Source organism: Streptomyces sp. NBC_01450, from assembly GCF_036227505.1.
Taxonomy (GTDB): Bacteria; Actinomycetota; Actinomycetes; order Streptomycetales; family Streptomycetaceae; genus Streptomyces.
Map to the genome: position 1 here is coordinate 1410061 of NZ_CP109480.1, position 23326 is coordinate 1433386.

General features: G+C 69.5%; 21 protein-coding genes and 3 pseudogenes. 9 read left to right on the forward strand and 15 right to left on the reverse strand.

Annotated features, from left to right (window positions below):
* Positions 1–37: 37 nt before the first annotated feature.
* From OG568_RS06300 to OG568_RS06320, 5 genes are all read right to left on the reverse strand, one after another.
* A complete protein-coding gene (locus OG568_RS06300) occupies positions 38–976 on the reverse strand; it encodes an RNA polymerase sigma factor (RefSeq protein WP_329530657.1) in 939 nt (312 codons plus the stop codon).
* Between the two features lie 194 nt (positions 977–1170).
* Positions 1171–2559, reverse strand: a complete 1389-nt coding sequence (locus OG568_RS06305; protein WP_329530658.1) for a carotenoid oxygenase family protein — start codon at positions 2557–2559, stop codon at positions 1171–1173.
* Positions 2560–2708: 149 nt separating this feature from the next.
* Positions 2709–3410, reverse strand: a complete 702-nt coding sequence (locus OG568_RS06310) for an alpha/beta fold hydrolase (protein WP_443077561.1) — start codon at positions 3408–3410, stop codon at positions 2709–2711.
* A gap of 138 nt (positions 3411–3548) precedes the next feature.
* Positions 3549–4124, reverse strand: a complete 576-nt coding sequence (locus tag OG568_RS06315) for a hypothetical protein (protein WP_329530659.1) — start codon at positions 4122–4124, stop codon at positions 3549–3551.
* Positions 4125–4579: 455 nt separating this feature from the next.
* The gene (locus OG568_RS06320; protein ID WP_329360976.1) at positions 4580–5161 is read right to left on the reverse strand and encodes a TetR/AcrR family transcriptional regulator; all 582 of its coding nucleotides are present in this window, start codon (positions 5159–5161) and stop codon (positions 4580–4582) included.
* Positions 5162–5298: 137 nt separating this feature from the next.
* On the opposite strand from OG568_RS06320, the gene OG568_RS06325 reads away from it, so the two are divergent.
* The gene (locus OG568_RS06325) at positions 5299–6567 is read left to right on the forward strand and encodes a YbfB/YjiJ family MFS transporter (protein WP_329530660.1); all 1269 of its coding nucleotides are present in this window, start codon (positions 5299–5301) and stop codon (positions 6565–6567) included.
* A 156-nt stretch (positions 6568–6723) separates the two neighbouring features.
* The gene (locus OG568_RS06330) at positions 6724–7053 is read left to right on the forward strand and encodes a hypothetical protein (RefSeq protein ID WP_443077562.1); all 330 of its coding nucleotides are present in this window, start codon (positions 6724–6726) and stop codon (positions 7051–7053) included.
* A 228-nt stretch (positions 7054–7281) separates the two neighbouring features.
* On the opposite strand, the gene OG568_RS06335 is transcribed toward OG568_RS06330, so the two are convergent.
* Positions 7282–8031 (reverse strand): SDR family oxidoreductase, encoded by a 750-nt coding sequence (locus tag OG568_RS06335; protein ID WP_266588996.1) that lies wholly within the window; start codon positions 8029–8031, stop codon positions 7282–7284.
* Between the two features lie 662 nt (positions 8032–8693).
* On the reverse strand, positions 8694–9269 hold the full coding sequence (locus OG568_RS06340; protein ID WP_266425520.1) for a TetR/AcrR family transcriptional regulator: 576 nt from the start codon (positions 9267–9269) through the stop codon (positions 8694–8696).
* A gap of 230 nt (positions 9270–9499) precedes the next feature.
* On the opposite strand from OG568_RS06340, the gene OG568_RS06345 reads away from it, so the two are divergent.
* The gene (locus OG568_RS06345; RefSeq protein ID WP_329530661.1) at positions 9500–10108 is read left to right on the forward strand and encodes an FMN-dependent NADH-azoreductase; all 609 of its coding nucleotides are present in this window, start codon (positions 9500–9502) and stop codon (positions 10106–10108) included.
* Positions 10109–10390: 282 nt separating this feature from the next.
* Positions 10391–10905, forward strand: a pseudogene (locus tag OG568_RS06350) (FAD-dependent monooxygenase); the annotation flags it as partial.
* Positions 10906–11308: 403 nt separating this feature from the next.
* On the opposite strand, the gene OG568_RS06355 reads toward OG568_RS06350, so the two are convergent.
* Positions 11309–12178 (reverse strand): alpha/beta fold hydrolase, encoded by an 870-nt coding sequence (locus OG568_RS06355; protein ID WP_329530662.1) that lies wholly within the window; start codon positions 12176–12178, stop codon positions 11309–11311.
* Positions 12179–12263: 85 nt separating this feature from the next.
* On the opposite strand from OG568_RS06355, the gene OG568_RS06360 reads away from it, so the two are divergent.
* Positions 12264–12767 (forward strand): MarR family winged helix-turn-helix transcriptional regulator, encoded by a 504-nt coding sequence (locus tag OG568_RS06360; protein ID WP_329536274.1) that lies wholly within the window; start codon positions 12264–12266, stop codon positions 12765–12767.
* Positions 12768–13523: 756 nt separating this feature from the next.
* Positions 13524–14744, forward strand: a complete 1221-nt coding sequence (locus OG568_RS06365) for a metallophosphoesterase (RefSeq protein ID WP_329530663.1) — start codon at positions 13524–13526, stop codon at positions 14742–14744.
* On the opposite strand, the gene OG568_RS06370 is transcribed toward OG568_RS06365, so the two are convergent.
* Complete coding sequence (locus OG568_RS06370) at positions 14636–15295, reverse strand: transposase (protein ID WP_329530664.1); 660 nt, start codon at positions 15293–15295, stop codon at positions 14636–14638. The genes OG568_RS06365 and OG568_RS06370 overlap by 109 nt on opposite strands.
* 292 nt (positions 15296–15587) lie before the next feature.
* On the opposite strand from OG568_RS06370, the gene OG568_RS06375 reads away from it, so the two are divergent.
* Positions 15588–17075, forward strand: coding sequence for an FGGY-family carbohydrate kinase (locus OG568_RS06375; RefSeq protein ID WP_329530665.1), 1488 nt, complete (start codon positions 15588–15590; stop codon positions 17073–17075).
* 60 nt (positions 17076–17135) lie between these two features.
* Here the strand turns inward: OG568_RS06375 and OG568_RS06380 are convergent.
* The 5 genes and pseudogenes from OG568_RS06380 to OG568_RS06400 form a co-directional block, all read right to left on the reverse strand.
* A pseudogene (locus OG568_RS06380) lies at positions 17136–17234 on the reverse strand (GNAT family N-acetyltransferase); the annotation flags it as partial.
* A gap of 500 nt (positions 17235–17734) precedes the next feature.
* The gene (locus OG568_RS06385) at positions 17735–18991 is read right to left on the reverse strand and encodes a DUF3103 family protein (RefSeq protein ID WP_329530666.1); all 1257 of its coding nucleotides are present in this window, start codon (positions 18989–18991) and stop codon (positions 17735–17737) included.
* Between the two features lie 189 nt (positions 18992–19180).
* Positions 19181–19909 (reverse strand): FadR/GntR family transcriptional regulator, encoded by a 729-nt coding sequence (locus tag OG568_RS06390; protein ID WP_329530667.1) that lies wholly within the window; start codon positions 19907–19909, stop codon positions 19181–19183.
* Positions 19910–20779: 870 nt separating this feature from the next.
* The gene (locus tag OG568_RS06395; RefSeq protein WP_329536275.1) at positions 20780–21427 is read right to left on the reverse strand and encodes a carboxylesterase family protein; all 648 of its coding nucleotides are present in this window, start codon (positions 21425–21427) and stop codon (positions 20780–20782) included.
* A 6-nt stretch (positions 21428–21433) separates the two neighbouring features.
* Positions 21434–21658, reverse strand: coding sequence for a hypothetical protein (locus tag OG568_RS06400; RefSeq protein ID WP_329530668.1), 225 nt, complete (start codon positions 21656–21658; stop codon positions 21434–21436).
* A gap of 558 nt (positions 21659–22216) precedes the next feature.
* Between OG568_RS06400 and OG568_RS06405 the strand changes: the two genes are divergently transcribed.
* On the forward strand, positions 22217–22357 hold the full coding sequence (locus tag OG568_RS06405; RefSeq protein WP_329530669.1) for a hypothetical protein: 141 nt from the start codon (positions 22217–22219) through the stop codon (positions 22355–22357).
* Between the two features lie 25 nt (positions 22358–22382).
* Here the strand turns inward: OG568_RS06405 and OG568_RS06410 are convergent, their stop codons facing one another.
* Positions 22383–22652 carry a beta-propeller fold lactonase family protein gene (locus OG568_RS06410; protein ID WP_329530670.1) on the reverse strand — a complete coding sequence of 90 codons (270 nt, stop codon included), beginning with the start codon at positions 22650–22652 and terminating at the stop codon, positions 22383–22385.
* 4 nt (positions 22653–22656) lie between these two features.
* On the opposite strand from OG568_RS06410, the pseudogene OG568_RS06415 reads away from it, so the two are divergent.
* A pseudogene (locus OG568_RS06415) lies at positions 22657–23082 on the forward strand (transposase); the annotation flags it as partial.
* Positions 23083–23326: the final 244 nt, after the last annotated feature.

The following is a 23326-nucleotide window of genomic DNA, read 5'->3' on the forward strand; positions in this document are numbered from 1 at the left end:
CCAAGGCCGTGAAAGAGCCCGTGTCCCCGTCCAGGGCTCATCGCTGCGGCTCGGGGAAGACCACCCGGAGTCTTTGGACCCTTCCGTTCCGGCGGAACATGAGCCAGGCGAGGGTGGGCGGGCACGGGTTGGTGGCACCGGTGGGGTTGGTGACGTCCATTTCCCAGATGGTGATGTCGCGACTGGCCACCACATGTCGCACGTACTGGCGTACCCCCGAATCCAGGGTCTGTCGCATGACCGGGACGGGATGGATGCGCTCTCCCCGCCGGTTGAGCCTGCCGACCAGTTCGCTCTCGGCCGGCCACAACTCGGATATCTCCCGGGGCAGGGTGCCGCGCTCGGATGCCTGCAGAGTCGCCACGGCCTCCTGTCTGCTCTCCTTGGTGAGAGCTGAGGCGTCGTCGTGCGCCTGCGTGGCGGTCGACAGGAGCACCTGGGCCATTTTCCCTCTGGCCTGGTTGAGCCGACTTCGTACCGTGCCGACCGGCACCTCGCAAGCGGCGGCGATCTCCTGGTAGGAGGTGACACCGCTGAAGTGCCGCAGCATCAGCACCAGCCGTAACTGCTGCGGCAGTTCCTCCACCGCGTCCCAGATCCAGTCACGCATCGCGTGCTGCTCGATGAGCCGCTCCGGGTGCGACGGCTCGTGGTCACGAAGCTGCAGGTACTCGAGGCCGTCAAGTCCGGGTGTCTCCCGTGTGGCACGCAAGCGCATGCGGGCGGCGTTGCGCACGACCGCTCGTAGCCACGCTCCCACGGCCGCGGGATCTCGTACGTCGCCGATGCGCCGCAGCGCGGTCAGCGCGGCGTCCTGCATCGCGTCTTCCGCGTCGGGGCCGTAGCCGAGCAGGCTCATCGCCACCGCGCGCATGGGCGCCTGATGGCGAGCCAGCAGCAGCCCGAGGGCTCCGGTCTCGCCGGACTGCGCCCTGCGTGTGAGTTCCTCATCCGTGGGTGGGTCGAGGGGCACCATGTCTGAGCGCCTCCGTGGCGATGTGTCACGAACCATGCTCTGCCGGGAGATGGAGTCCCTCTTCTCCCACTCGGCGACGCGTGCAGGGTAGACCTGGCGCATCAGGTCGAGGGGCATTTCCCGAGGAAGATACGCCGGGGCGGGTCCTCGGGGCAGCCATCGCCTTTCCGTCGTCGCTCGGTGGCTGAGGCACTTCAGGGCCGGTGGACGGGCTCCGGTAGCCAGCTTCCGTGGAAGCCGGCCGGGACGGGGTAGGGCAGTTCCACCACCGCTTGGACGGAGAGCTCCGCGGCATCGAGGACCAGCAGTTCCCCCGCCGCTCCGTCGTCGTTCGAGATGAGCGACAGGAGCCAGCCCTCGTCCTCGCCGGTGCCGTCCGCCGCCGGAACGAAGACCGCCTCGCCGGCGTAGCGACTGCCGGGAGTCTCATGGGCGTGACTGGTACGGCGCGTGAGGTCGTGTTTGGCGATGCCGTCACCGGAGACGGTGTACAGGTAGCGGTTCGGGCGCCCGGTGAGGGTCTCGTTGTGCGTGGGGAACTCGGACTCGCGGTCGTCCAGTTGGGACTCGAAGGCGCGTCCGGCAGCCGGGTCCAGGGTCCAGCGGTACAGGACGGCGGGGGCCTGGGAATGGCCCGGTTCCCGCACACCGATCGGGCCGTTCGGACCGCTCGGGCCGCTCGGGCCTGTGGGTCCGCCGATGTCCGACCAGGTGTGCTGGAAGCCGGCGTGGTCGTAGCGCACCGCGTCCAGCACGATGCGCCCCTGCGCGTCCTCGTAGGCGTTGCCCACATGAAAGACATAGCAGGGATCGACGTCGTACCACCGCACATCGGTGCTGCCGGGCGTGCGGGACATGACCCCGAGCCGCGCGCCGTACGCCTCGTCCCACCGGTACGGCATACCGCCGCGGCCGGCCAGGGCGGGGTCGAAGACGACGGGCAGGTCCATCCAGACGATGTGGTGCTCGGTGAGGGCGAAGTCGTGCATCATCGTCGGGCCCGGCACGTCGATGGGCCGGCTGTCGAGCAGCACTCCCTCCGCGGTGACCCGGTGGTAGGTGAGGTAGGGCGGGGCGAACCCGGTCCCGAACAGGTGCAGTTCGCCGGTGACCGGGTCCTCCTTGGGGTGGGCGGTCATCGCGGTGGTCAGCCGTCCGCCGAAGTCGTACGGTCCGACGGTCTCCAGCGACGGAGTGACCCAGTAGGGAAGGCCGACCTCGCACAGGGCCAGCACGGTGTCGGCGTGGCGGATCACATGGGTGTTGGCGGGCGTCGCGGCCAGGTCGATGGTGAAGTCCGCGCGGACGAACGGATGCCCCTCCAGTTCCCGGGTGCGGACCCACCGGTTGCGGTACCACTCGGCGCGTCCGTCGCGCAGCCGGATGCCGTGGAGCATGCCGGGGCCGGTGAACCAGTGCCCTTTGTCCTCGCCGGGCAGCGGGTTGGGGCCGTTGCGCAGATAGCGGCCGTCCAGCTCGGGCGGCAGGGTGCCCCGCACGGTGAGATCGGCCGCGCTGTGCTCCTCGGGGACCGGGGCGAAGCGTCCCCGGAGATACAGGGGGACAGTTGTCTCGTCAGTCATGCTGCTTTCCTTGTCGAGCCCCCTGCGGATCCCGCGACGAACGGGTGCGGGATCCGCAAGGGTCGGTCGCGGGATCCGCGGGAGGGGCGGCGATCATCCTGGTGCTTCGGCCGCGGTGGGCACGGCACGCAGCGGCCTGCGGGGGTTCCTCACGCGGTCGCGCCTGAGGCGGCCTTCTTGATGAGTGCGGCGACCTCGGCGGGCTTGGACACGTAGACGGCGTGACTGCCGCCGGTCTCGCTCACCGTCGCGCCGGCCCGTTCGGCCATGGTGCGCTGGGCCGGGGGCGGGATCATGCGGTCGTCGGTGGCGACCAGGTAGAAGCTCGGCCTGGTGCGCCAGGCGGGCCGGGCGACCGTTCCCCCCAACGCGTCCAGCCCCCAGGGCACTTGGGAGTCGGCGAGGAACTGGGCCTCGTCGGCGGGCAGGTCCCCTGCGAAGGAAGCGGCGAACTTCTCCCGGTCCAGGAAGAGGAACCCTTCGTTGGGGGGCAGGATCGGCGGAACGGGAGCGCCGGGTGGAGGGTCGGCGATGAGGGTGTTCACGGACTCATCCTTGTCGAGCGCGAACGCCGCGACGTACACGAGTGCGGACACCTTCTCGTGGTTGCCCGCCTCGGAGATCACCGCGCCGCCGTAGGAGTGTCCGACCAGTACGGTCGGGCCGTCCTGCGCGTCGAGTACCCGTTCGGTCGTGGCGACGTCGCCTTCGAGCGAGAGTGTGGGGTTCTGGACGACGCTCACGGCGTAGCCGTCCGCGCGCAGCAGCTCATAAACCCCCCTCCAGCCCGATCCGTCGACGAATCCGCCGTGGACGAGAACGACGTTCCTTGCTTCCGGGATGGTGCTCACGATGCGTCAGCTCCTTCGTGCGGTGAGTTCTTGGTCGTGCGAGGTTGCGGAAGTCATACGAGGTTGCGGAGGCCGTGCGAGGTTGCGGAGGCCGTGCGAGGTTGCGGAGGCCGTGCGAAGGGGACGGCCGGTGGCGGCCTATCGGGGCATGGCCGTCACCGGCGCCTGGGCCAGCAGTCGCGCCTGGGCCCGGGCGGGATAGACCTTCGTGAAGACGGCGGGGCCGACGAGGCCGGCGACATGGGCGGCGATGCCCACCCCGGCCGGGGCGTCCACCGCGCCGCAGACCGCCAGACTCACGCCGATGAAGGTGAAACCGGTGCCCCAGGCACTGGTGATGTGGTTGTTGACCCGGATGAACTCCGGCATGTCCCAGTACTCGCGGGGTGTCTGGCACTTGGCGATACCCAGCGTGAAGGGGCGACGGATCGCCAGGGTCCCCCAGGCGGTGGCGGCCAGCCAGCCGAAAGAGAGGACGTCGGTGTGATCCGCCAGCGCCGAATCCGGCCTGGTGACGGCGACGGCGCCGACCACCACGAAGTACGCGACGGTGCTGATCTCCAGGATCAGGGCATCGAGGCCGACGCCACGACGGCGGTCCTGCAACAGCAGCAGCAGCCCCGAGACGAGGCCCCCTACCGCACCCCAGCGCCAGTCGAAGGACGAGACGACGCCGGAGACGATCCAGGGGACGAATCCGCGTAGATAACCCATTGAACGGTCCTTGATGAATGAAGTGGACGGCCGCGGAGAAGTGGTGTTCCGCGGCCGCTCGGTGACCCGACGCCGACTAGATGCACGGCGGGCGCCGAAGTTCGAACATCGGAGTGTGGCGCTCATCACAGATGCACTGTCGTCGGGTCTCACACGCGCCTTGCGCTGCCGCGAGCGGCCGTGCGTGCACGGAAGGACAGAAGCCGAGGCGAGGTTGATCCCCGGGAGTGGACACCGGGCTTCGTGCGGCGAGTGACAGCACCGTTAATGCGAGCAGTCGCGGTTCGAACTCGACCGGTGCGAGGTGGCCGAGGACGCAGTGCCGTCGACAGGCGTCGCGGCGCTCGGGCACAGGTCGGCACGACGCCGCCATCGATCCGTACGTCGCTCCCTCACGATGCCGGGCGCCTGGATCGAGTCAGGGGGAAGGTCCCGCCGGGCCCAGGAGAGGGTCGTCAGTCGGCGCGGACGATCATGTCCACCAGGGTCTTGGCCGCGGCCCGCAGCCGGGACGGGTCCTGGTACACGCTTTCCATGACGACGTTGCCGCGCGTCATGGTGACCAGGACCCGCGCCGCCTCGACCGGCGGTACCGCCAGCCGATCAACGGCATCGTCCTGGGAGAGCCGGTCGGCGAGGACGCGTTCCAGGCCGTCCAGCATGCCGCGCAGCGCGCCTCGGATGGGTTCCGTCCCGGCCCGGGTGTCGGTGGCCGTCTTGGTCGTCAGGCAGCCGCGGGCGGGGGTGCCCGCGGTCATGGACTCGATGGTGAAGTCGAAGAAGTCCAGCAGCGCCTGCCTCGGGTCGGGGTGGGCGAGCCGGGCGACGGCGTCGGCGACGAAGGCGACCTCGTAGTCCTTGAAGACGCGCAGGAACAGCGCCTCCTTGTCGTGGTACGCGTTGTAGAGCGAACCACGCTGAACACCGGTCGCGGTCGCCAGGTCCGCCATCGACGTGGCGCCGTAGCCCTGATGCCAGAAGACGTCCAGGACCTGCTCAAGCGCCTGCTTTTCATCGAACTGACGTCGCCCTGCCATGCGTTCCAGGCTACCCATCTTTGACGTAGTCGTCAAAGTTTGCGACGCTGTCAAACATGACACGTCTGTCAAAGATGGCAGCTCTGCGGCCTCCCGACTCCCGGAGCCGCCTCGCTCGCAGAAACCGGAACTTTCGCATGACCACCTCCTCCGTACGACAGGTCGCGCCCTGGCGCGCCATCTCCGCCGGGGCTTCCGCAACCTTCGTCGGCATCGGCCTGGCCCGCTTCGTGTACACCCCGCTGCTGCCCGAACTCATCAGCAACCACTGGTTCTCCGAGACGGCGGGCTCGTACCTCGGCGCCGCCAACCTCGCGGGATACCTGATAGGCGCGCTCGCCGACCGCCGGGTCGCTCGCCGACTGGGAGACCCCTGGGCGTTGCGCTGGTCGATGGCCCTCGCGACCGTGTCCATCCTGGCCTGCTGCGTCCCGGTGTCGGTGACGTGGTTCTTCCTCTGGCGCCTCATCTCGGGCCTGGCCGGGGGCGTCATCATGGTCCGGGTGGCGGGTGCGGTCCTGCCGTATCTGCCGGACCGCCGCCGCGGTGTGGCCGGCGGTGCCGTCTTCCTCGGACTGGGTCTCGGCATCGCGGCGACAGGCACCCTGCTCCCGCTCCTGCTCGGCAGTGGACTGCGGGCGACCTGGATCGGGCTCGCGGTCCTGTGCGCCGTCCTCACGGCCTTCAGCTGGAAGGGCTGGCCGACGCCCGTTCGGACGGACTCCCCCGCCCCGCGGGCGGCACGTCCTCAGACCCCGGCGCACAAGGACTCCGGCTCCCTCAAGCTGAACCTGGCCCTGGGTGAGTACGCCCTGCTCTGCGTCAGCCTCGTGCCGACCATGGAGTTCCTCGTGGACTTCGTCTCCCGCGGCCTCGGACAGGGCTCGGGGCGGGGCTCCCTCGTCTGGATCGTCTACGGCGTCGGGGCGATCCTCGGCCCCACCGTGTACGGATACCTCGCGGACCGGATGGGCTTCGCGGTCGCGCTGCGCCTCACCTCCGCCGTCCAGGTCGTCGCGCTCACAGCGCTCTGTACCGTGCACGGTCTGCTGCCGGTCGCACTGCTCAGCATGGTCATCGGATCCTTCCCGCCCGGAATCGTCCCCGTCTTCCTCGGGCGTGTGCACCAGCTCGTGCCCCGCCCCGAGGCCCAGGCACCCGCCTGGGGCAAGGCCACCATCGTCTCGGCCCTCTTCCTCGCCCTCGCCTCCTACGGCTTCTCCTACCTCTTCGGCCAGAGCGGTGGTGACCACCGTCTGCTGTTCACGATCGGCATCTGTGCCGTGGTCGGCGGCCTCCTCTTCGACGCGGCGAGCCACCTGGTCAGGTCCGGCCCGGCCCGGGAATCGGGACCGTCCGTGGAGGCACGCGACGCAGGACACGCCGTCAAGCTGCTCAAGCTGTAGCGCCGGGTTCTATGCCGACCGGCGGGGAGCCGAATCGGCGCGCGCATGGGCCGTCGGCAGCCGTGCGGAGCAGAACCTGCCCTTCGCCGTACCGCACCAGTCGCTGCGCCCGCTGGCTGCGCCCGCTGCTGCCGAGTACGTCTCCCGGAGCCGCGAGTGCGGCCAACCGCACCTGCCACCGTCGAGCGCCGCGGGTCACTCCTTGGTCGAGCCGGGGCCACCACCAAGCGGCTGTTCTACATCGACTGGCCGCTGCTGGACCGGCACCGGGAAACCCTCGCGCCCCGCATCGACCGCTGGTTCGACCTGCGGGATTCCCGCAATCCGGCCTCACTGGACGGTTCTACCCTGCGCCGCACCGCCGCCGAGCTGTCCCCTCGCCCCTTCCGCACCCGCCCCACCTTCAACTCCACGTCATGGGGCGGCCGTTGGGCCCAGCGCACCCTCGGCATGAACCCCGGCGCCCGCAACACCGCCCTCGGCTGAGAACTCATCGCCACCGAGTCAGGCGTACTGATCGGCGACAGCTCCGAGGCCGAGGTGGAGATTCCCTTCCAGGTGCTGGTCGGCCTGCATCGCGGTGAAAGGGGTGCGCGAGGTGGCCGACGAGGCACGAGCCGGATCCCCGCTTCGGCGTCCCGGCGGCCTTCAAAGCGCGGACCAACCAGGCTGATGGCTGATGGCTCATGACGGCCGGCCGCGCCTTCGGCATGCCTATGCCACCGCATGTCCATGAGCGAGCCAGTCGGTGTAGTGCACGCTGCCGATGCGCGCCCCGCTGGGGGCAGTGATCGCATCGTCGGGAACAGCGGCGAACAGACCCGCTGATTCGTCGACCACGACCCTGCGGCCGTCTTCGTGCGCCCGCAGGGTGAGACGGCCGAGTTCGTCCAGCGGGAAGACATCGGGACCAGCGATGCTGACGGTGCTGTTGATGGGCGTACCGGTCGCGACGTCGGCAAGCGTGTCGACAACCTCCCCCACCGCGATCGGCTGCATCCGAGTCGTGGGCAGACGCACGATGTCTCCCTCACTGGTCCACGACATGATTTTCTCGACGAACTCCATGAACTGGGTGGCGCGAACGATGGAGTACGGGATCGGGCCGACCTCGACGAGGTGCTCCTGAAGGATCTTCGCCGCGTAGTAATCGACTTCCGAAATCCGGTCGATCCCGACGATCGACAACAGGACGACATGCCGAACGCCTTCCTTTTCAGCAGCTCGCAGGAGATTGCCCGAGGTGCTGCGGAAGAACGGTGACGCGGCCGCGTCGAAGGTCGGGGCGTCAATCGTGATCACCACGACATCGACCGACGACAACGCGTCCTGCAGTCCCTCCCCTGTCACGAGATCCAGACCTGTGGATCTGCCGTGCGCCGTCGCCTGGTGCCCCTCCGATCTGAGCTTTTCCACGAGCCGTGACCCGACGAACCCGGTGCCGCCCACAACAGCGATCTTCATGGCCGTATCTCCTCGCGATCGTGCAAGCCGACATGAAATGCCGGTGGCGCTCACCGCACCCGTGGGTTCGCCGTACGCGCTCCGTACCCGGCAACCCAGCCACATGCCCGGCAACACACATACCGGAAAAGTTGGCCTGGCCCTGTCCACTCGGCCGCGGGCGGGGACCGACGCTCCTGCCCGGATTTGACTGGTCACCCTGGCGGAAGGAACCGCGGAGCGACCGGACCGTCTTCCAGCGTACTTCGGGTGCTCGCGGCGGCTGACCTGAGACGCGCTGTGCCGGGAAGGGCTGCTGTCGAGAGCTGGGATGGAACGCCTCATCCATCCCTGCCCGGACGGCCCGGTGCCTCCTCCGGCGCGTGCGGCTGCGGTGCCGCCGAGCGCGGGCGCGCGCTTCGCGTCCACGGCGAGTGGGTCGGTCGCGTTCAGCTGCCGCGTTTCCCGGCGCTCGGGACGCCGCGCGTCAACCTCCACCTCCCACGCCTCCAGCGCGGCAGCGAGCACCTGACCAGCAGGGTCCTCGCGCTGGAGTACCGGCGAAGACCCAGATCCCACTCCGGGAAGTCGTGGCGCGTCACCCGGCCTCGCCACACCGACGACTGTCACATGGCGCACCTGACACGCGGTCTCTGGTGGGGTCGGGTGGTGCCGCTCCCCGATCAGTCCAAGGTGCGCATGACGGCGGTGATGGCCGATTCGAGGAACTTCCGTCCGGCTTGCGCTCCTCCCATGACGCGCAGCCCTTGGATGAAGGTGGTGAAAAGGCGCGCCAGTTCAGCCGGATCCTTGTCCGCCGTGAGTTCGCCGCGCACCTTGGCCCGTTCCAGTGCTGCGGCGATGGTTGATTCGACAAGCCGGAGCGTGGTCGGGATCGGTCCGCCCGCGTCACGGGGCGCGCTCCCCTCCGTGGCGGCTTTGACCAGCATGCAGCCCCGTTCGGGGTCGCAGAGATCGGCTTCGGCCATGGCGGTCAGGGCAGCTCGCAAAGCGGGGCGCACTTCGTCGGCGGACTCCAGATGTGCGACCAGCTCGGCGGCATTGCGTGAGGTGTAGCGCGCCAGGGCGCGGGCGTACAGCTCTTCTTTGGATCCGAACGCCGCGTACAGGCTTCCGCTGCCGATGCCGAGTGCCGACGTCAGGTCCGACAGGGATGTGGCGCCGTAGCCCTGCCGCCAGAAGACTTCCATCGCCTGGTCGACGGCTCGGTCGACATCGAACGCTCGGGGACGCGCCATGCCGGGGAAGGTACTCGTTTTGGATCGAACAATCAACTACTGGTCCGGAGGTGACCGGCGGACGGGCAGCACCCGGGTGAGGACCGGCCTCGCGGTGTGAGGGTGATTACAGCTCTCTTTGTTGAATGTTTAATCCAGAACTATTACCTTCGCTTCCAGTAGCGGTGAACCGCACCGCTACCCGCTGGCCCCACCGGCCCCGCGCCGCTGAACAGAAGGTACGAAAAACCATGTCCCACCTGCTCCACATCGACTCGAGCGCACGCAACGCCGGCTCCCTCACCCGCCAGCTGTCCGCGCAGTACGCGGCTGCCTGGAAGAGCGCGAATCCGGAGGGAACGGTCACCTACCGCGATGTGTCGCTGCAGGCTCCCGCCTTCGTCAGCGAGGACTGGATCACCGGCGTCTTCGCTCCCCCCGAGTACCACACCGCCGACTCCGCCACCGCTGTCTCAGCCGCCGAAGAGCTGATCCGCGAGGTCGAAGCCGCAGACGTTCTGCTGCTGGGCGTGCCCGTCTACAACTTCAATGTCCCGGCAGCCTTCAAGGCCTGGATCGATCAGATCTTCATGGCAGGGCGCACCTTCGCCTACGGCTCCGAGGGCCCCCAAGGCCTGCTGGCCGGCAAGAAGGCCATCGTGATCCGTGCCTCCGGCAGCGACTTCGACGACCCCGCCTTCGCCGCGATGGACTTCCACGCTCCCTACCTGCGCAGCGCGCTCGCCTTCGTCGGCATCACCGACGTGGAGTTCATCTCGGTCAACGGGATGGCCTCTCCTCAGCTCGAGGCGGCCCTCGAGAAGGGCACGCAGGCAATCGAGGCCTCCCTCGCGGCCTGACCGCCGGTGAGTCCGGCTCGGTCGATCCTCGCGGAATGCCGAGCGTCCTCGCACTAAGTCCTGGCCACCATTTGGGCGCCGGAACGGGAAGCGATTCCGCGTGGTCGACGGACCGCAACTCCGACGTCCAACGCACCGCGCGGGATCGTCCCGTAGAGCCTGGCCCGACGGGCCGCTGCGCGACACGGACGTGTGTGTCGCGCAGCGCGTGAGCTGGGCACGCCGATCGCGGGCATCCCCCGGGCCGCGCTGCACCGCGTACTGCGCGCGGCGCTGCCGCCCGAGTGGCACGCGGTGCTCAACTCGCCGCCCGGGGTGCGGCATACGGACGCCCTTGCCGCGATGCACCGCCGCTTCGGCGACTGGCACGATCCGATCCCCGCGCTGCTGGACGCCACCCGGCCCGACGCCGTCCTGCACCACGACATCCATGAGTTGACGACCTCCCTGCCCACCTTGACCGCGGGCCGGATCGCCCTGCTCGGCGATGCCGCCCACGTCATGACGCCGAACCTCGGTCAGGGGCCTGCCAGGCACTGGAGGACGCGGCCGTGCCGGCCACCGCACTGGCCACCGAGCCCACCGTCGAAGCGGCGACGGCCCGTTACGACACCGAGCGCCGCCCGCGCAGCCAGTCCGTCGCGCGCGCCTCCCGTCAGGCCGGCCGGATGGGCCAACAACTCATCCACCCCCTGGCCATCGCCCTGCGCAACACCGCTCTCCGGCTGGCCCCCTCCCGCACGACCGTCTACGCCATCCTGCGACATGCCGACTGGACGCCGCCGGAGCTGGGCTGACGGCACCTGACCCGATCCGCGGCCAGTCAAAGGGCCCTCATCGAGCGCCGTCTCGCGTTGGCCTGCGGCCACTCTGACCGTCCGCGCCGCTCCCGAAGTCGGCCGGCTGTCCAGCGGACCCGACCCGTGATTGAGCACGCAGCCAAGTGACGCCGAGAGCGGGGCTGGAAATGTTCATGGCGCGTCAACAACATGGCCGCGTCGCGCACCAGGGCGTGGAGGCACGGATCCAGGCGAGCCGGCGGTACGCACGTCGAACGCCACCGCGTCCGGCTGGACGCCCATCACCGGCTCGCCCGTCGCGCCGCTGCCGTCGACGCCTTCTTCGACCTCGCGGACACGATCATCACGGTCCGTGGCCCGGCTGAACAGCCTCGGCGCAAGCCGCTCCGCTCGATCTCCCTCACACCGTGCCCAGGGCGGCTTGCTTCTCCTGGTTGCCTGTCAGGAAGTCGGTGATCCGGCGGTTCGTCTGTGCGGGTGTGGCGGTGGGCATGGCGAAGTGGGTGAGCTCGGCCAGGATCTCGATCCGGGCGTCCGGTACGGCCTTGCGGGCGCGGGCTGCGACTCTCGCGGTGTCGTGGGCGCCGCTACGGCCTGCGAGAAGGACCAGCAGCGGAACACTGAGCCCCGTGGGATCCGGGCGGCGGCCGACGACCAGTTTCCGATGCGCGAAGCCCGAGACCGCCAGGGCATAGAGCCGCTTCCAGCCCGGGTCGGTGTCCGTCCCAGCCGTCTCGCGGTCCACGTAGGCGCGGGCGCGGGCTTCCGTCGGGCGCAGCAGTACCGGCAGCGAGCGCAGCAGGAAACCCGGGCGGAAGCCGGCGAAGCACTGGGTCGGGTCGAGCAGTACCAGCCGGTCGACCCGCGGTGCGGCGTGCAGGGCGTAGGTCAGGGCGATCCAGGCGCCGTAGGAGTGGCCCACGAGGTGCGCGCGGGGCACGGCGAGGCCGTCGAGCAGCGCATCCAGCCAGCCCATCAGGTCGGTGGTGGTGCGCAGCGGGCGCCCGTCCGGGATGCTGTGCCCGGCATCGCCGAGGATGTCGACGGCCAGCACCCGGTGATGCGTGCCAAGTGCCGGGGCATTGGCGAACCAGACCGCGCCGGTGGAGCCGCCGCCGTGCAGGAGCAGGAGCGGGGTGCCTTCGGCGGGGCCGTAGGCGTGGACGCGGGTGGTGCCGTACGGGGTGGGAACGTCGATCTCGGTGACACCGGTGGGCCAGCGGGCGAGCAGCGCGTCGTAGGCGGCGAAGAACGCTTGGGATGAGGACACGGTGAACCCTTCAGGCGTCGTCTCGTTGACCAACTATCTCGCTCGGCGAGATAGTAGCCCAGTGAGTGATGCCATCGACCCCGCGATGCGGCTGGTCCATCTCCTGCGTGCAGTGACCGTGGAACTCGACCTCCGCGGTGCCGAATTCGCCGCGCGAAACGGTCTGCACCCGACCGATCTGCGGGCTCTCATCTGCCTGCTTGATGCCGGACGAGCCGGTACCGACGTCACCCCGGGACGGCTCGGTACGGCGCTACGGCTCAATTCGGCGGGCACCACTGCCCTGCTCGACCGACTGGAGCGCCGGGGACTCGTCCGTCGCGGACGAGATGAGAGCGACCGACGACGCGTCGTGCTGACGGTGGAACAGAAAGCTGTGGAGCTGGGCTGGTCCTTTTTCGGCCCACTCATCGCCAACCTGGTCGAGGCGGCCGAGGGCTTCACCCCAGGCGAACTGGACATCGTTCAGCGTTACCTGGCCGCCGCCCTTGGGGCAGTCGCTCCCAGCGACAACGGGGCGACGCCCGCGGCCACCGCCGGCATGCCGTCAACACCACAGCCGTTCCCGCAGCGGTTCGGCCAGCCATGACGGCGACACAGGAGCAGTCCCTGGAACGCACCCCCCCGGTGCCTTCCGGCGACTTGAGGCACAGTTTGGCTCACTGGCGGGCAAGCAGCTTCAGACTCAATTCCTCCCGCTGGAACTCGTGTCCAACCGTCGCCGCGCTGTGCGATGTGCACAATCGCGACGACGCCGCTCCGTCGGCATGCGCGTCAAGGCGTCCGAGCCTGGAAGGGCCTACCGAGCCGCTGCCGACTCTCCCCTGACGGCACCGTACCCAAAGCGTGCCCTTGGAATTCCCAACAGAATGTGCAACTTGCCTTGGAATACTGCCGTCTGATGAGACGTTAGCCTGCACATAAGAAGGGGTGAGCAGCTGCCGTGGATCGTGTCGGATGAGCTGTGGGCGCGGATCGAGCCGTTGCTTCCGGTCGTCCCGCGCCGCGTGGATCACCCGGGCCTCGCTGTCGGCCGGCATCACGAGTGCCCGCGCGAGATCCGGCAGGTAGTGCAGGGCGTGCGGTTGGTCGGGCTTGCCCGGCCAGAACATGCGCCTCCCGGCGACCGCCCGCGCGAACAGGGTGTTCCCGGGGACCGAGATCAGCCCCCCGGGGGCCGGGGCTGTAGTAGTCGGCACCCCGGCCGCCGCAGCGGAGTCTTGCCGCCCGGCAAAGACCCCTTCACTGCATGGGGCTGCCCACCATGAACACCCCGTCCGACCGGCCCGGAGACGGCCGGATACAGTGCGCCCGACGGCAGCCCGGTTGCTTAAGGAGGGGAAGCGTGACCGACACCAGCGAAACCCGATCCGCCGACAGTGCAGCCCACGAGACCCAGCGGAGCCGGCTGCAGCGCCTGATGCGCTACCTCCCCCTGATCGCCCCCGTCCTGCTGTGGACCGTGCCCTGCTGGCTGCTGCTGCACGCCGGCCAGCACTGGCCGCTCCCTGTCGCTCTGGCCGGCACCGCCCTGTTCGCCCTCGGCCTGATCGGCATGCCGCTCGCGATGGTGCGCGGTCACGGCCGACGGCAGCAGGACTGGGCGGCGATCGTCGGGGACACCTTGCTGGGCACCATCTGGGTCCTGTTCACCTGGTCCGTTCTGCTCGGCATCCTGCTGCGGCTCGCCCTGACCGTGAGTGGCGTCGGCGACAGCCAGGACCGGGCCCGGATCGTCACCTGGGCGGTCCTCGGCGCAGCCGCCGTGCTGCTCGCCTGGGGCTACGCCGAGGCCCGCCGGGTACCACGGGTACGCCGCCTCGACGTGCAACTTCCACGCCTGGGGGCCGGGTTGGACGGCACGCGCGTCGTCCTCATCACCGACACCCACTACGGTCCACTCGACCGCGCCCGCTGGTCGGCGCGGGTCTGCGAGACGGTGAACACTCTGCAGGCCGACCTGGTCTGCCACACCGGAGACATCGCGGACGGCACGGCCGAACGCCGCCGCGCCCAAGCCGCCCCACTCGGCACCGTGCAGGCCACCCGGGCCCGGGTCTACGTCACCGGCAACCACGAGTACTACAGCGAGGCCCAGGGCTGGGTCGACCTGATGGACGAGCTGGGCTGGGAACCGCTGCGCAACCGCCATCTGCTGCTCGAACGCGGCGGCGACACCCTCGTCGTCGCCGGCGTGGACGACGTCACCGCCGAATCCTCCGGCCTGGCCGGCCACCGCGCCCATCTCGCCGGAGCCCTTGCCGGCGCCAACCCCGACCACCCCGTCCTGCTCCTGGCCCACCAGCCCAAGTTCGTCGACCGGGCGGCAGCCGACGGCGTCGACCTCCAACTCTCCGGCCACACCCACGGCGGCCAGATCTGGCCCTTCCACCACCTGGTCCGCATCGACCAGCCCGCCCTCGCCGGCCTCAGCCGCCACGGCGCCCGCACCCTCCTCTACACCAGCCGCGGCACCGGCTTCTGGGGCCCGCCGTTCCGCGTCTTCGCCCCCAGCGAGATCACCCTGCTCGTACTCCGCTCCCCGCAGCGGCCCCCCTCGCCGTAGCGCTGGGCGGGCCGGCAGTTCCGCCTGGAGATGCTGCCCCTCGGCAGCCTCGCTCCGCTCACCTGATGATCGCCACCGCGGTTGAGGCGACGGAACTGCCGACGTCCCGAAGAACGCTCGACAGGACTCACCCCGCGCAAAGCGGCGAAGGACGCCTCACTGCCCAGCCGTTCCGGGTTGTCCCCCACCGTGATCAGCAAAGCGACGGCCGTGTCCGGACCGATCCCCACCACGTCGAGCAGCTGCGGGGCATGACATTTGACGAGCCCGGCCAGACGAGCGTCCACATCCCGGATCTGCTCGGAGAGCTGGCCGATCCGGTGAGCCGGCAGCCCCAGCGTGACGCGAGTGGCCTGCAGCACCCCCTCTTCACTGGAACTGCGTGCCGGCGCCATACCCCGGCAGCTCGAAGCCCCCGGGAAGTAGCCCAGCACCAGCAAGATCGATCTCAGCGGAGCGCGAGCGGGCGCAGTAGGTGGCACCCCCCATTTTTTTCCGGCTCCGACCGCTGCGTGGCACCGCGGGCGGCCACCCAGGCCGAGCGACCGCATCGGTCAAGATCCGGACCATTTCCGGGCCGGCGATCCCGCCAAAGTCTCGACGGGCGCTTTTTGCGCTGGTCAGCGATGCGTTACCTCTGTACCACCAGCAGACCAAGAAGTCCGTGTACTGGGCGCGGATCCGGTATTTGGGTTCTGCCATGGAGACCCGGGGGGACTCCGCCGCGCTCGTCCGAGGTACAGATGTGACGACATCTCCGGCAACCGTCCGGCTGAACCGCGGCCGCCCGCCGGACCGAGCGACAACCTACGGTGGCGCACCCTGCGCCAAGGGAGGCAGTACATGATCGACGTCGTCTTCGGAGTTGACGTTGGCACCTCCAGCACCAAGGGCGTGGTGGTCGACACTGCCGGCCGCATCCTGGGTGAGGCCGTACGCAGTCACGTCGTCGACCGTCCCAGGCCGGGGCACGTCGAGATGGACGCACATGTGTGGTGGGACGAGTTCGTCTCGCTCGCGGCCGAGTTGCTCGATCGCGACGACGTCACCGTCCGCGCTGTCGGAGTCAGCGGCATGGGCCCGTGCACCCTTCTGGTCGATGACGCGGGAGAGCCGGTGCGTCCGGCGGTGCTGTACGGGGTGGACACCCGCGCCGAGGAACAGATCGCCCGGCTGAACCGAGAGTTGGGGTCGGACACCGTCTTCCGCAGGTGCGGTTCGGCGCTGTCGTCCCAGGCCGTCGGGCCGAAACTCGCCTGGATCAGCGAGCGGGAGCCCGGGGTGTGGGCACGCGCCCGCCGCCTCCTCATGCCTGCCTCGTGGCTCGCCCACCGGCTGACCGGCGCCTACGTGCTGGACCTGCATTCCGCCAGCCAGTGCACCCCGCTGTTCGACATCCACGAGCAGCGCTGGATCCCCGAGTGGGCCGAGCACATCGCACCCGGCATCGAACTCCCCCCGCTGCGCTGGCCGGGCGAGGAGGCCGGCCGGGTGAGCACGCCCGTCGCTGGCGTCCCGGCCGGGACGCCGGTCATCGTGGGGACGATCGACGCCTGGAGCGAGGCCATCAGCGTCGGCGGCCACGGCGTCGGTGACCTGATGCTGATGTACGGCACCACGATGTTCCTGGTGAACACCGTCGACCGGCTCGTGACCAGCCCGTCGATGTGGTCCACGGTCGGCGCCCTGCCCGGCACCCGTTGCCTGGCCGGCGGTATGGCCACCTCCGGAGCCGTCACCGACTGGCTCGGGCACCTCTTCGGCGACGTCGACCTCGGCGTGCTCTTCGACGAGGCGGCCGCCTCGCCCCCGGGTGCGAACGGCCTGGTGATGCTGCCGTACTTCGCCGGGGAACGGACACCCGTGATGGACCCCGACGCCCGGGGCGTGATCGCGGGCCTGACGCTGGGTCACACCCGGGCCGACCTGATGCGGGCGGCGCTGGAGGCCACCGCCTACGGTGTCCGGCACAACGTCGAGACGATGCTCGCGGCCGGCGCCGACATCCGGCGGATCGTGGCGGTCGGCGGCGGCACCCGGGGCGGACTGTGGCCTCAGATCGTCAGCGATGTCACCGGTCTCGAACAGATCGTCGCCCGCACGACCATCGGTGCCGGCTACGGTGCCGCCTTCCTCGCCGCCGGGCTGATCGGCCGACCGGACATCGCGGCCTGGAATCCGGCGGAATCGGTGGTCCGGCCCGATCCCGCCACCGCGGGTGTCTACGACCGCCGGTTCACCCAGTACCGGGTCCTGTACGAGAGCACCACCGCGGTCACCCACGCCCTGGCCCACGACCAGAACACCGGCCGTGAAGTAGATACCCCGTGACGTCGCCCTACGCCCTGCCCGCCCCGTTCCGTGTCCGGTCCTGAAGCCGGACGACGAGTACCACACGCCGAACCACCGCTGAGCGCCGTACTCCTCGAACCGCTCCACCTCTGTGAACCCCGGCTTCACCGCGAGGCGCACCGAGGGGTCGTTGACGGTCTAGGTGTATTGATCACGAGCGTTGTTGGCACTCGCCGGTGCTTGATCATGGCGAAGACCTCCGGTGTGGTGGGAGCTGTCTAGGAACTCACCGCACGGAGGTCTTCGTGTCTCACCGTAACGCCCGGCTGACCGTCTTCGGGAGGAACATGTAGCCGAGCTCGGCCTCCCCGGCTCCCGGAACCTCTCCCCGCAACTAGGGCCGACACACCGCTCCCTCAACCGCATTCGTGCTGCTCAGAGGCGCGCAGACCATGTATCACCAGCAGACGAAGCACCTCCTGGTGTCCTGCTCGGCGAAGCGGCTGGGCTTCTTCCAGTCGCAGAAAAGGGGTGCCCGACCAGGTCAGATGTCCGGCAGGCACCCCTCTTGGTCAGTGCCGGGCACGGCTGCGCCGTGGTGTCGGGGGCATGCGGCCTCCGGCACGACGGCCGTGTCCTCGGCGCGGACCGGCGCGTTCACCGACGCGCGGCGGCCGGTCCGCGCTGGCGTGCGAGGTCTAGAACTCCTCGACGAAGTAGGGCTCGACGGTCATCCAGCCGTTGCCCGAGGCGCCATTCAGCCGGCCCGAGGAATTCTGGGCGAGGGTGTACCAGGACTCCACGTAGTCGGGATCGTCGGTGAACCAGCTGTCGGGGATCGCGCTCAGGACCGCGTTCACCAACGGGATATAGGTGCCTTGGTCCGTCACGGTGAGCAGCGCCGTGGTGATCGCCTGTGCCAGCGCACGGTAGTTGGTGCCGTCGTCGTCCTCCATCATGACGACGTCGGCCAGGTTGTACTTGTAGTTCGACCAGTTGACCAGGATCTGGTTCGGGTAGTAGACGGTGCCGTCGTAGTCCAGATAGGGCATGTCCACCGAGTCGACGCGCGCCGCGCCGTCCTGGCCGAAGCCGGTCACCAGCGAGAACATCTCGGCGGATCCCTTGAACCAGGGCTCCTGGTCGTCGTTCACCTCGACGGCCGTGACCTTGGTCGCCCACCACCCCGCCGCGGCGGCGTCGGCGCTGTTGGCTGCCTTCGACGGGAGGGAGGTCAGCCCCTTGTCGGCGAAGGCCTTCTGCAGCACTTTCAGGCCGGCCCGGTGAGCCTTGGTGACGTCGATGTCCAGGACGTACAGCGGGCGGTCGGGGACCCGTGCGGTGTCGACGGCGTGGGCGTGGCCCTGGCTGTCGTAGGCCGTGATGCTCTTGGCGTCGTCGGCGGTCGCGGCGACGGCGATCCAGGGGGCGACATCGGCGTTCAGGTGCGACCGCATGGACGGCGCGCCCAGCCGGACCCGCAGCAGCGACCCGGTCGACGCGGGCAGGCCCTTCAGGCCCGCGATGCGACGGTCCGCGGCAGAGACGGAAGCGAACAGGTTCTTGCCCTCCGGAGCGGCGGTCCGGCCCGCCAGCGCCTGGAGGTCCACGTCCTCGGTGCCGAGCGCGGCCGCACGGACCTGCTCGCGCCACTGCGGGTCGCGCAGCGAGGCGGACAGCGCCCGCGCGATCTCCCGCTCGGTCGACCGCACCGGAGACTGCCCGAACGGCGTGGCCCGGCCCCCCGCGTCCCGCACCGGCGCGGCGATCGCGGGCTGGACGGTGCCGCCGATGACCGCGGACAGCATCACGCCGATGAGGACGCTGCGTCTCTTGCTTGATCTGCTCACCATGCTCCTTGTGTTGTTGGTCGCCGCCGCGCCCACGGTGAACGGGCGGCCGTCCTGGGGGTGATGGGCCCGGATGGCCTCGGGCACCTGAGGGGTCGCAGCCACGCGCCTGGTCCCGCCCCCGCCGGGCGTTCACCAGGGCGTCAGCCTTGACCTATGCATGACAATGAAGGAAACGTGGGATGAACGGGCATCCGTGCATGATCGGGGCCACTCCGAGGCCGGGCCGCCTCGCCGCACACACCTCGCCTCGACGGGAGCCGGGGGGCCCGGAGTCTCCGCCGGGAAGCGCGGCTACCGGAGACCGTCGGCGGTCGGCCGCCCGCGAGAACTGCTCAGCGAACCGAGCATGATCTTCTCGGTGCCGGCCAGATACGCCTCCGCCGCGCGCCGCGCCCCCTCGCCGTCCCGGTCGACCACGGCCCGTACCACCGGCGCGAGCCGGTCCGTCGCCCGCGCCGCGTCCTCGAACGGCGCCCGCAGCGAGGCCCGTACCGGAAGGTAGGCGTTGAACAGCGTGTTCGTGAGGAGCACATAGACCCGGTTCCCCGTGGCCCGCGCCAGTTCGCGATGCACTTCCACGTCGGCGAGCTGGACGGCGTCGGCGTTCGGGCCGTCCGCGACCTGACGCAGCAGGTGTTCCAGCCGCCGGGCCTGTCGTTCCGTGCGCCGGTCGGCCGCGCGGCCGGCGATCAGAGTGCCGATCTGCCGCCGCACCTCGAAGACCTCCCGCAGCCACGTGGGGTCCTGTGCGGCCAGCATCGGAAGCAGGTCGGCGCCGCCGACCCGCAGGTAATCCAGGATGCGCGTGCCGATGCCGTGCCGGGTGCTCAGCAGTCCCGCCTGCTCCAACCGGGTCAGCGCGTGCTTCAAGGTCGTACGGGTGACCCCGTACCCGGCGGCCAGCTCCCTCTCGGGGGGCAGCAGGGATCCGGGTTCGTGGGTGCCGCTCAGGATGTCGTCACGCAGCCGTGCTTCAAGCAGGTCGACCACGGTTCGGCGCGGAATGCTTTCGACGGCCACGGAGGATCTCCCAGGCTTCGGTCAATGGTTCAGCGGCTCACTGGTCTAGTGGCCCACTGGTTCAGCGACTTCTTGGTCTAGTGGCTCAGCCACTGCTCCAGTGAAGCAGCCCCCCGACCGCCACGTCAATTACCCGATGGAGCAGAGCAGTTGGGCACGGTCCGCGTGGAGAGAACCAGCGCGCGGACGAGCAGTGTGGGCCTGGGCCTCCTCTGGAGCCGGTCCGTCGGCGGCGCGCCCGTGCGTCGCCCCGTGGGGCGCAGGGCCCTCCGACAGGTCGCACCCCGCGGTTCGGGGAGATGCGTCAAGGACACCGGGTGGACCGGCTGTTGAGAGATCGCCTCTCATGGTGAGCATGGGATGTGCAGGTCCTGCAAGCAGCTTCGACCGTTTCGGCGGCTGCCCGTACCGCGGAGGTTCCGGCTGGCGCTCGCGGGTCGCGCCCAACGACAAGCAGGTCGGCGGCCCCACCTCACCAGCTCAGCCGCCGAGGATGCCGTTGGGCAGGATCGAGTTCGGGGAACCGATCAGAGCACTGCCGACTGCCCGCACATGCGAGACGAGCCGACGCCGAACAACCGCTCGCGGTCAAGATCCGGACCGTTCCCGGGCCAACGAACCGCTCCGAGTGCGGGAAGTCGCCATTTGCACTGGTCAGCAACGTGTAGCCCGTGTACCACCAGCAGACGAAGAACCTCCTGGTGAGCTACTCGCCGAAGAAGTCGGGCTTCTTCGAGACGCAGAAAAAGGTCGCCTGAACAGGGCAGATGCCCATCGGGCGCCCTTCATGGCGCGCAACTGAGCGGCTGGGCGGCGGCAGCCCCGCCTCACAAACGAACGGCCGCCGCTGTCCTTGTGCCCCCCTCAGGATCAATATGCCGTTGTCTGGGACTGTAGACAGTCCTTCAGGAAGGCGTACTTGGCGTCGCTGTCGGCCGCCGGGAGGGTGGTGAAGTGGTCGCCGAGTTCCATGGAGAGCGGCTTCGTCGTGCGCAGGGCGGGCCAGGCGGGCAGGGAGCGGCCGTTGGGGTTGCCGGTGGCTACGAAGTTCGCGACGTACGAGGACGTGGCGGTGTTGCGGAACTGGGTGCCCCACAGGAAGGTGGAGACACGTTCCTCGTCGCGCGCGTAGTTGTTGTCCTGCGCGACCGCCTCCGTGTCGGTGCCCGCCGGGTAGAGCGCCAGGAACTCCGCCGCCCGGTCGCCGAAGGTGGTCTCCGCTTTGGCTGCCAGGTTGGCACCGTCGTAGACCGGCTGTGAGGCCCACATGGCGGAGTTGCGACCACCGTAGATCCACACGAACACCGGGCAGCGCCTACTGGAACCGGCTGCGCCCGTCCAGATGTTGAGGTTCAGGCAGTCCTCGCTCAGCGGTGGCACCTTGTCGGCTGCGATGCCGGTGACCGGCTGAGGGCAGGCGGCACCCCAGGTGTCGGCCGCGCGTACGCCCTTCCAGTACAGCGCGGGCTGCGACGCGCGCCAGCGGTTCGCGCCCGCGGTCGAGGCCGCGTAAGGGATGCCCTTTTACACGGTGATCCCGTCCAGGGCGGCCGGGACACCGGTCACCAGACCGGACCGCGTACGCACCGGATGATCGGCGGTGGCGCGGGAGGCGGCCGACGCGGGCCCGGCCGTCAGGCCGCCCAGCAGCGTGGCACCGGCCGCGGTGCCGACGGCGCTCCCGAGGAAACCGCGGCGGCCGAACTCCTCGGTGTCGTGGTCAGGGTGCGGGACGTCTCGCAAGCTCACAGGGGCTCCTGTCAGGATGGAGGAACGGAGGCTCCAGATGCACGCCTCGGCGTCCATCCCGCCCGCGGTTGAGTCGTCTCACGCTGTGGTCGTTTCAAGAACTGCGACAAGCGGTGTCAGCCACACTCACAGCTTCCGCCGCGCACCCTGAAGTTGCACCACGTAGGGTTGACAGCGTCTGAGCACCCTTTCTTCCTGCTCGGCGATGCACGACCACCGTCTCTGCTCCCCAGCTCCCTCAACCTCGCCCGCGGGTCGTGAAGTTCGACTTGCGCAAGTCGGGCCCGGGCCGGCTTCGTCCGCGGCACCTGCCGCGTGGGCGTCCAGCGGGACGCCCTCTGTGATGAGCGGATCGGTGACACGGTCAGGCGGTGCGGGTCGCCGAACAGATCCGTACCACCGCCGCCACCCCACCCCTGCGCGTGCTCCACGAGGCCCCGGTCGTGGTCGCCCGCATCGAATGACACCGTCCTCGCCCGCGTGCAGGCGGAGTTGAACGCTCTCACCGGCCTATACATGAGGGCGGCTTCACCCTTCCCCGCCACCTGTGTCGTCACCATGACGAACGACTCCGCCAAATACATGGCGGATAACATGAGTTACGACCGGATCACCTACGAGGCCATGAACTCCCGGTACGCCCGGGGCGCGGCCGCGAAGGTCGCTGAACGGATCTCCGAGCTGCTGCGCTCGCTGTGAACCGGGCACCGCTCGCGACGTGGGCTCAGCGCCGGCTGAAGGTGATGCAGTCGGGTTTCGGCACGGGTACGGACGCGCCGGTGTCCGTCAGTTGTCCCGACCATGGGTCGACGCTGAAGAGGTTCACCGTGTTGCTCGCCTGGTTCGCGACGAACAGCCATCTCCCGCCGGGGTGAAGGGAGAAGCTCTGACCTGGCGGGGCTCCCCGGGAGCGCGCGAAGGGCGTACTTTCCCGGGTGATTGATCGACAAGTCACCGAGTAGGCCCGCGTTCGCAGCTCGGGTCGGGAAGGCACGCCCGTGCTCAGCGTAGTGAACGCCGACGGCTCGACCGAGTCCGGCTTCCTGATCGACGAGATCGTCCGCGAGGACGCCCGTCGGATGCTCGCCGCCGCACTGGAGGCCGAAGTCAACCAGTACATAGCCGAGTTGGCCGCCGAGAGGGACGAGGTCGGGCGGCGCATGGTGGTCCGTAACGGTCACCACCGGCCTCGCACCGTGACCACCGCCGCGGGTCCTGTCGAGGTCACGGCCCCGCGCGTGAACGACAAGCGGGTGGACGCGGCCACCGGCGGGCGGATGAGGCTCTCCTCGAAGATCCTGCCGCCGTGGTGCTGCAAGTCGCCCAAGGTGAGTGAGGTGCTGCCGCTGCTCTACCTGCACGGGCCGCCCTCGGGGGATTTCGTGCCCGCGCTGGAGCAGTTCCTCGGCTCGGCGGCGGGGCTGTTGGAACGGTCACCTCGTCGAAGGGCCCGAGGTCGCTGCAGCATGACACCGGTCCGCTGCGCACCGTTAACGAGTAGGAGTCCCAGAACCGGCCTGGAACTATGGCGGCTATGAAGCGCGTCGTGATCCTGGGCCGTGGCGGTTCAGGGAAGTCAGCCCTCGCGGCCCGCCTGGGCGCAATCACCGGGCTTCCCGTCATCGAGCTGGACAGGCACTTCTGGCGACCCGGCCTTGAAGCGACACC

Coding starts and splice junctions, on each gene's coding strand:
- OG568_RS06300 (WP_329530657.1), bottom strand. CDS start 976: ATGGTGCCCCTCGACCCACCCACGGATGAGGAACTCACACGCAGGGCG.
- OG568_RS06305 (WP_329530658.1), bottom strand. CDS start 2,559: ATGACTGACGAGACAACTGTCCCCCTGTATCTCCGGGGACGCTTCGCC.
- OG568_RS06315 (WP_329530659.1), bottom strand. CDS start 4,124: ATGGGTTATCTACGCGGATTCGTCCCCTGGATCGTCTCCGGCGTCGTC.
- OG568_RS06320 (WP_329360976.1), bottom strand. CDS start 5,161: ATGGCAGGGCGACGTCAGTTCGATGAAAAGCAGGCGCTTGAGCAGGTC.
- OG568_RS06325 (WP_329530660.1), top strand. CDS start 5,299: ATGACCACCTCCTCCGTACGACAGGTCGCGCCCTGGCGCGCCATCTCC.
- OG568_RS06335 (WP_266588996.1), bottom strand. CDS start 8,031: ATGAAGATCGCTGTTGTGGGCGGCACCGGGTTCGTCGGGTCACGGCTC.
- OG568_RS06340 (WP_266425520.1), bottom strand. CDS start 9,269: ATGGCGCGTCCCCGAGCGTTCGATGTCGACCGAGCCGTCGACCAGGCG.
- OG568_RS06345 (WP_329530661.1), top strand. CDS start 9,500: ATGTCCCACCTGCTCCACATCGACTCGAGCGCACGCAACGCCGGCTCC.
- OG568_RS06360 (WP_329536274.1), top strand. CDS start 12,264: ATGCGGCTGGTCCATCTCCTGCGTGCAGTGACCGTGGAACTCGACCTC.
- OG568_RS06370 (WP_329530664.1), bottom strand. CDS start 15,295: ATGCGGTCGCTCGGCCTGGGTGGCCGCCCGCGGTGCCACGCAGCGGTC.
- OG568_RS06375 (WP_329530665.1), top strand. CDS start 15,588: ATGATCGACGTCGTCTTCGGAGTTGACGTTGGCACCTCCAGCACCAAG.
- OG568_RS06405 (WP_329530669.1), top strand. CDS start 22,217: ATGACGAACGACTCCGCCAAATACATGGCGGATAACATGAGTTACGAC.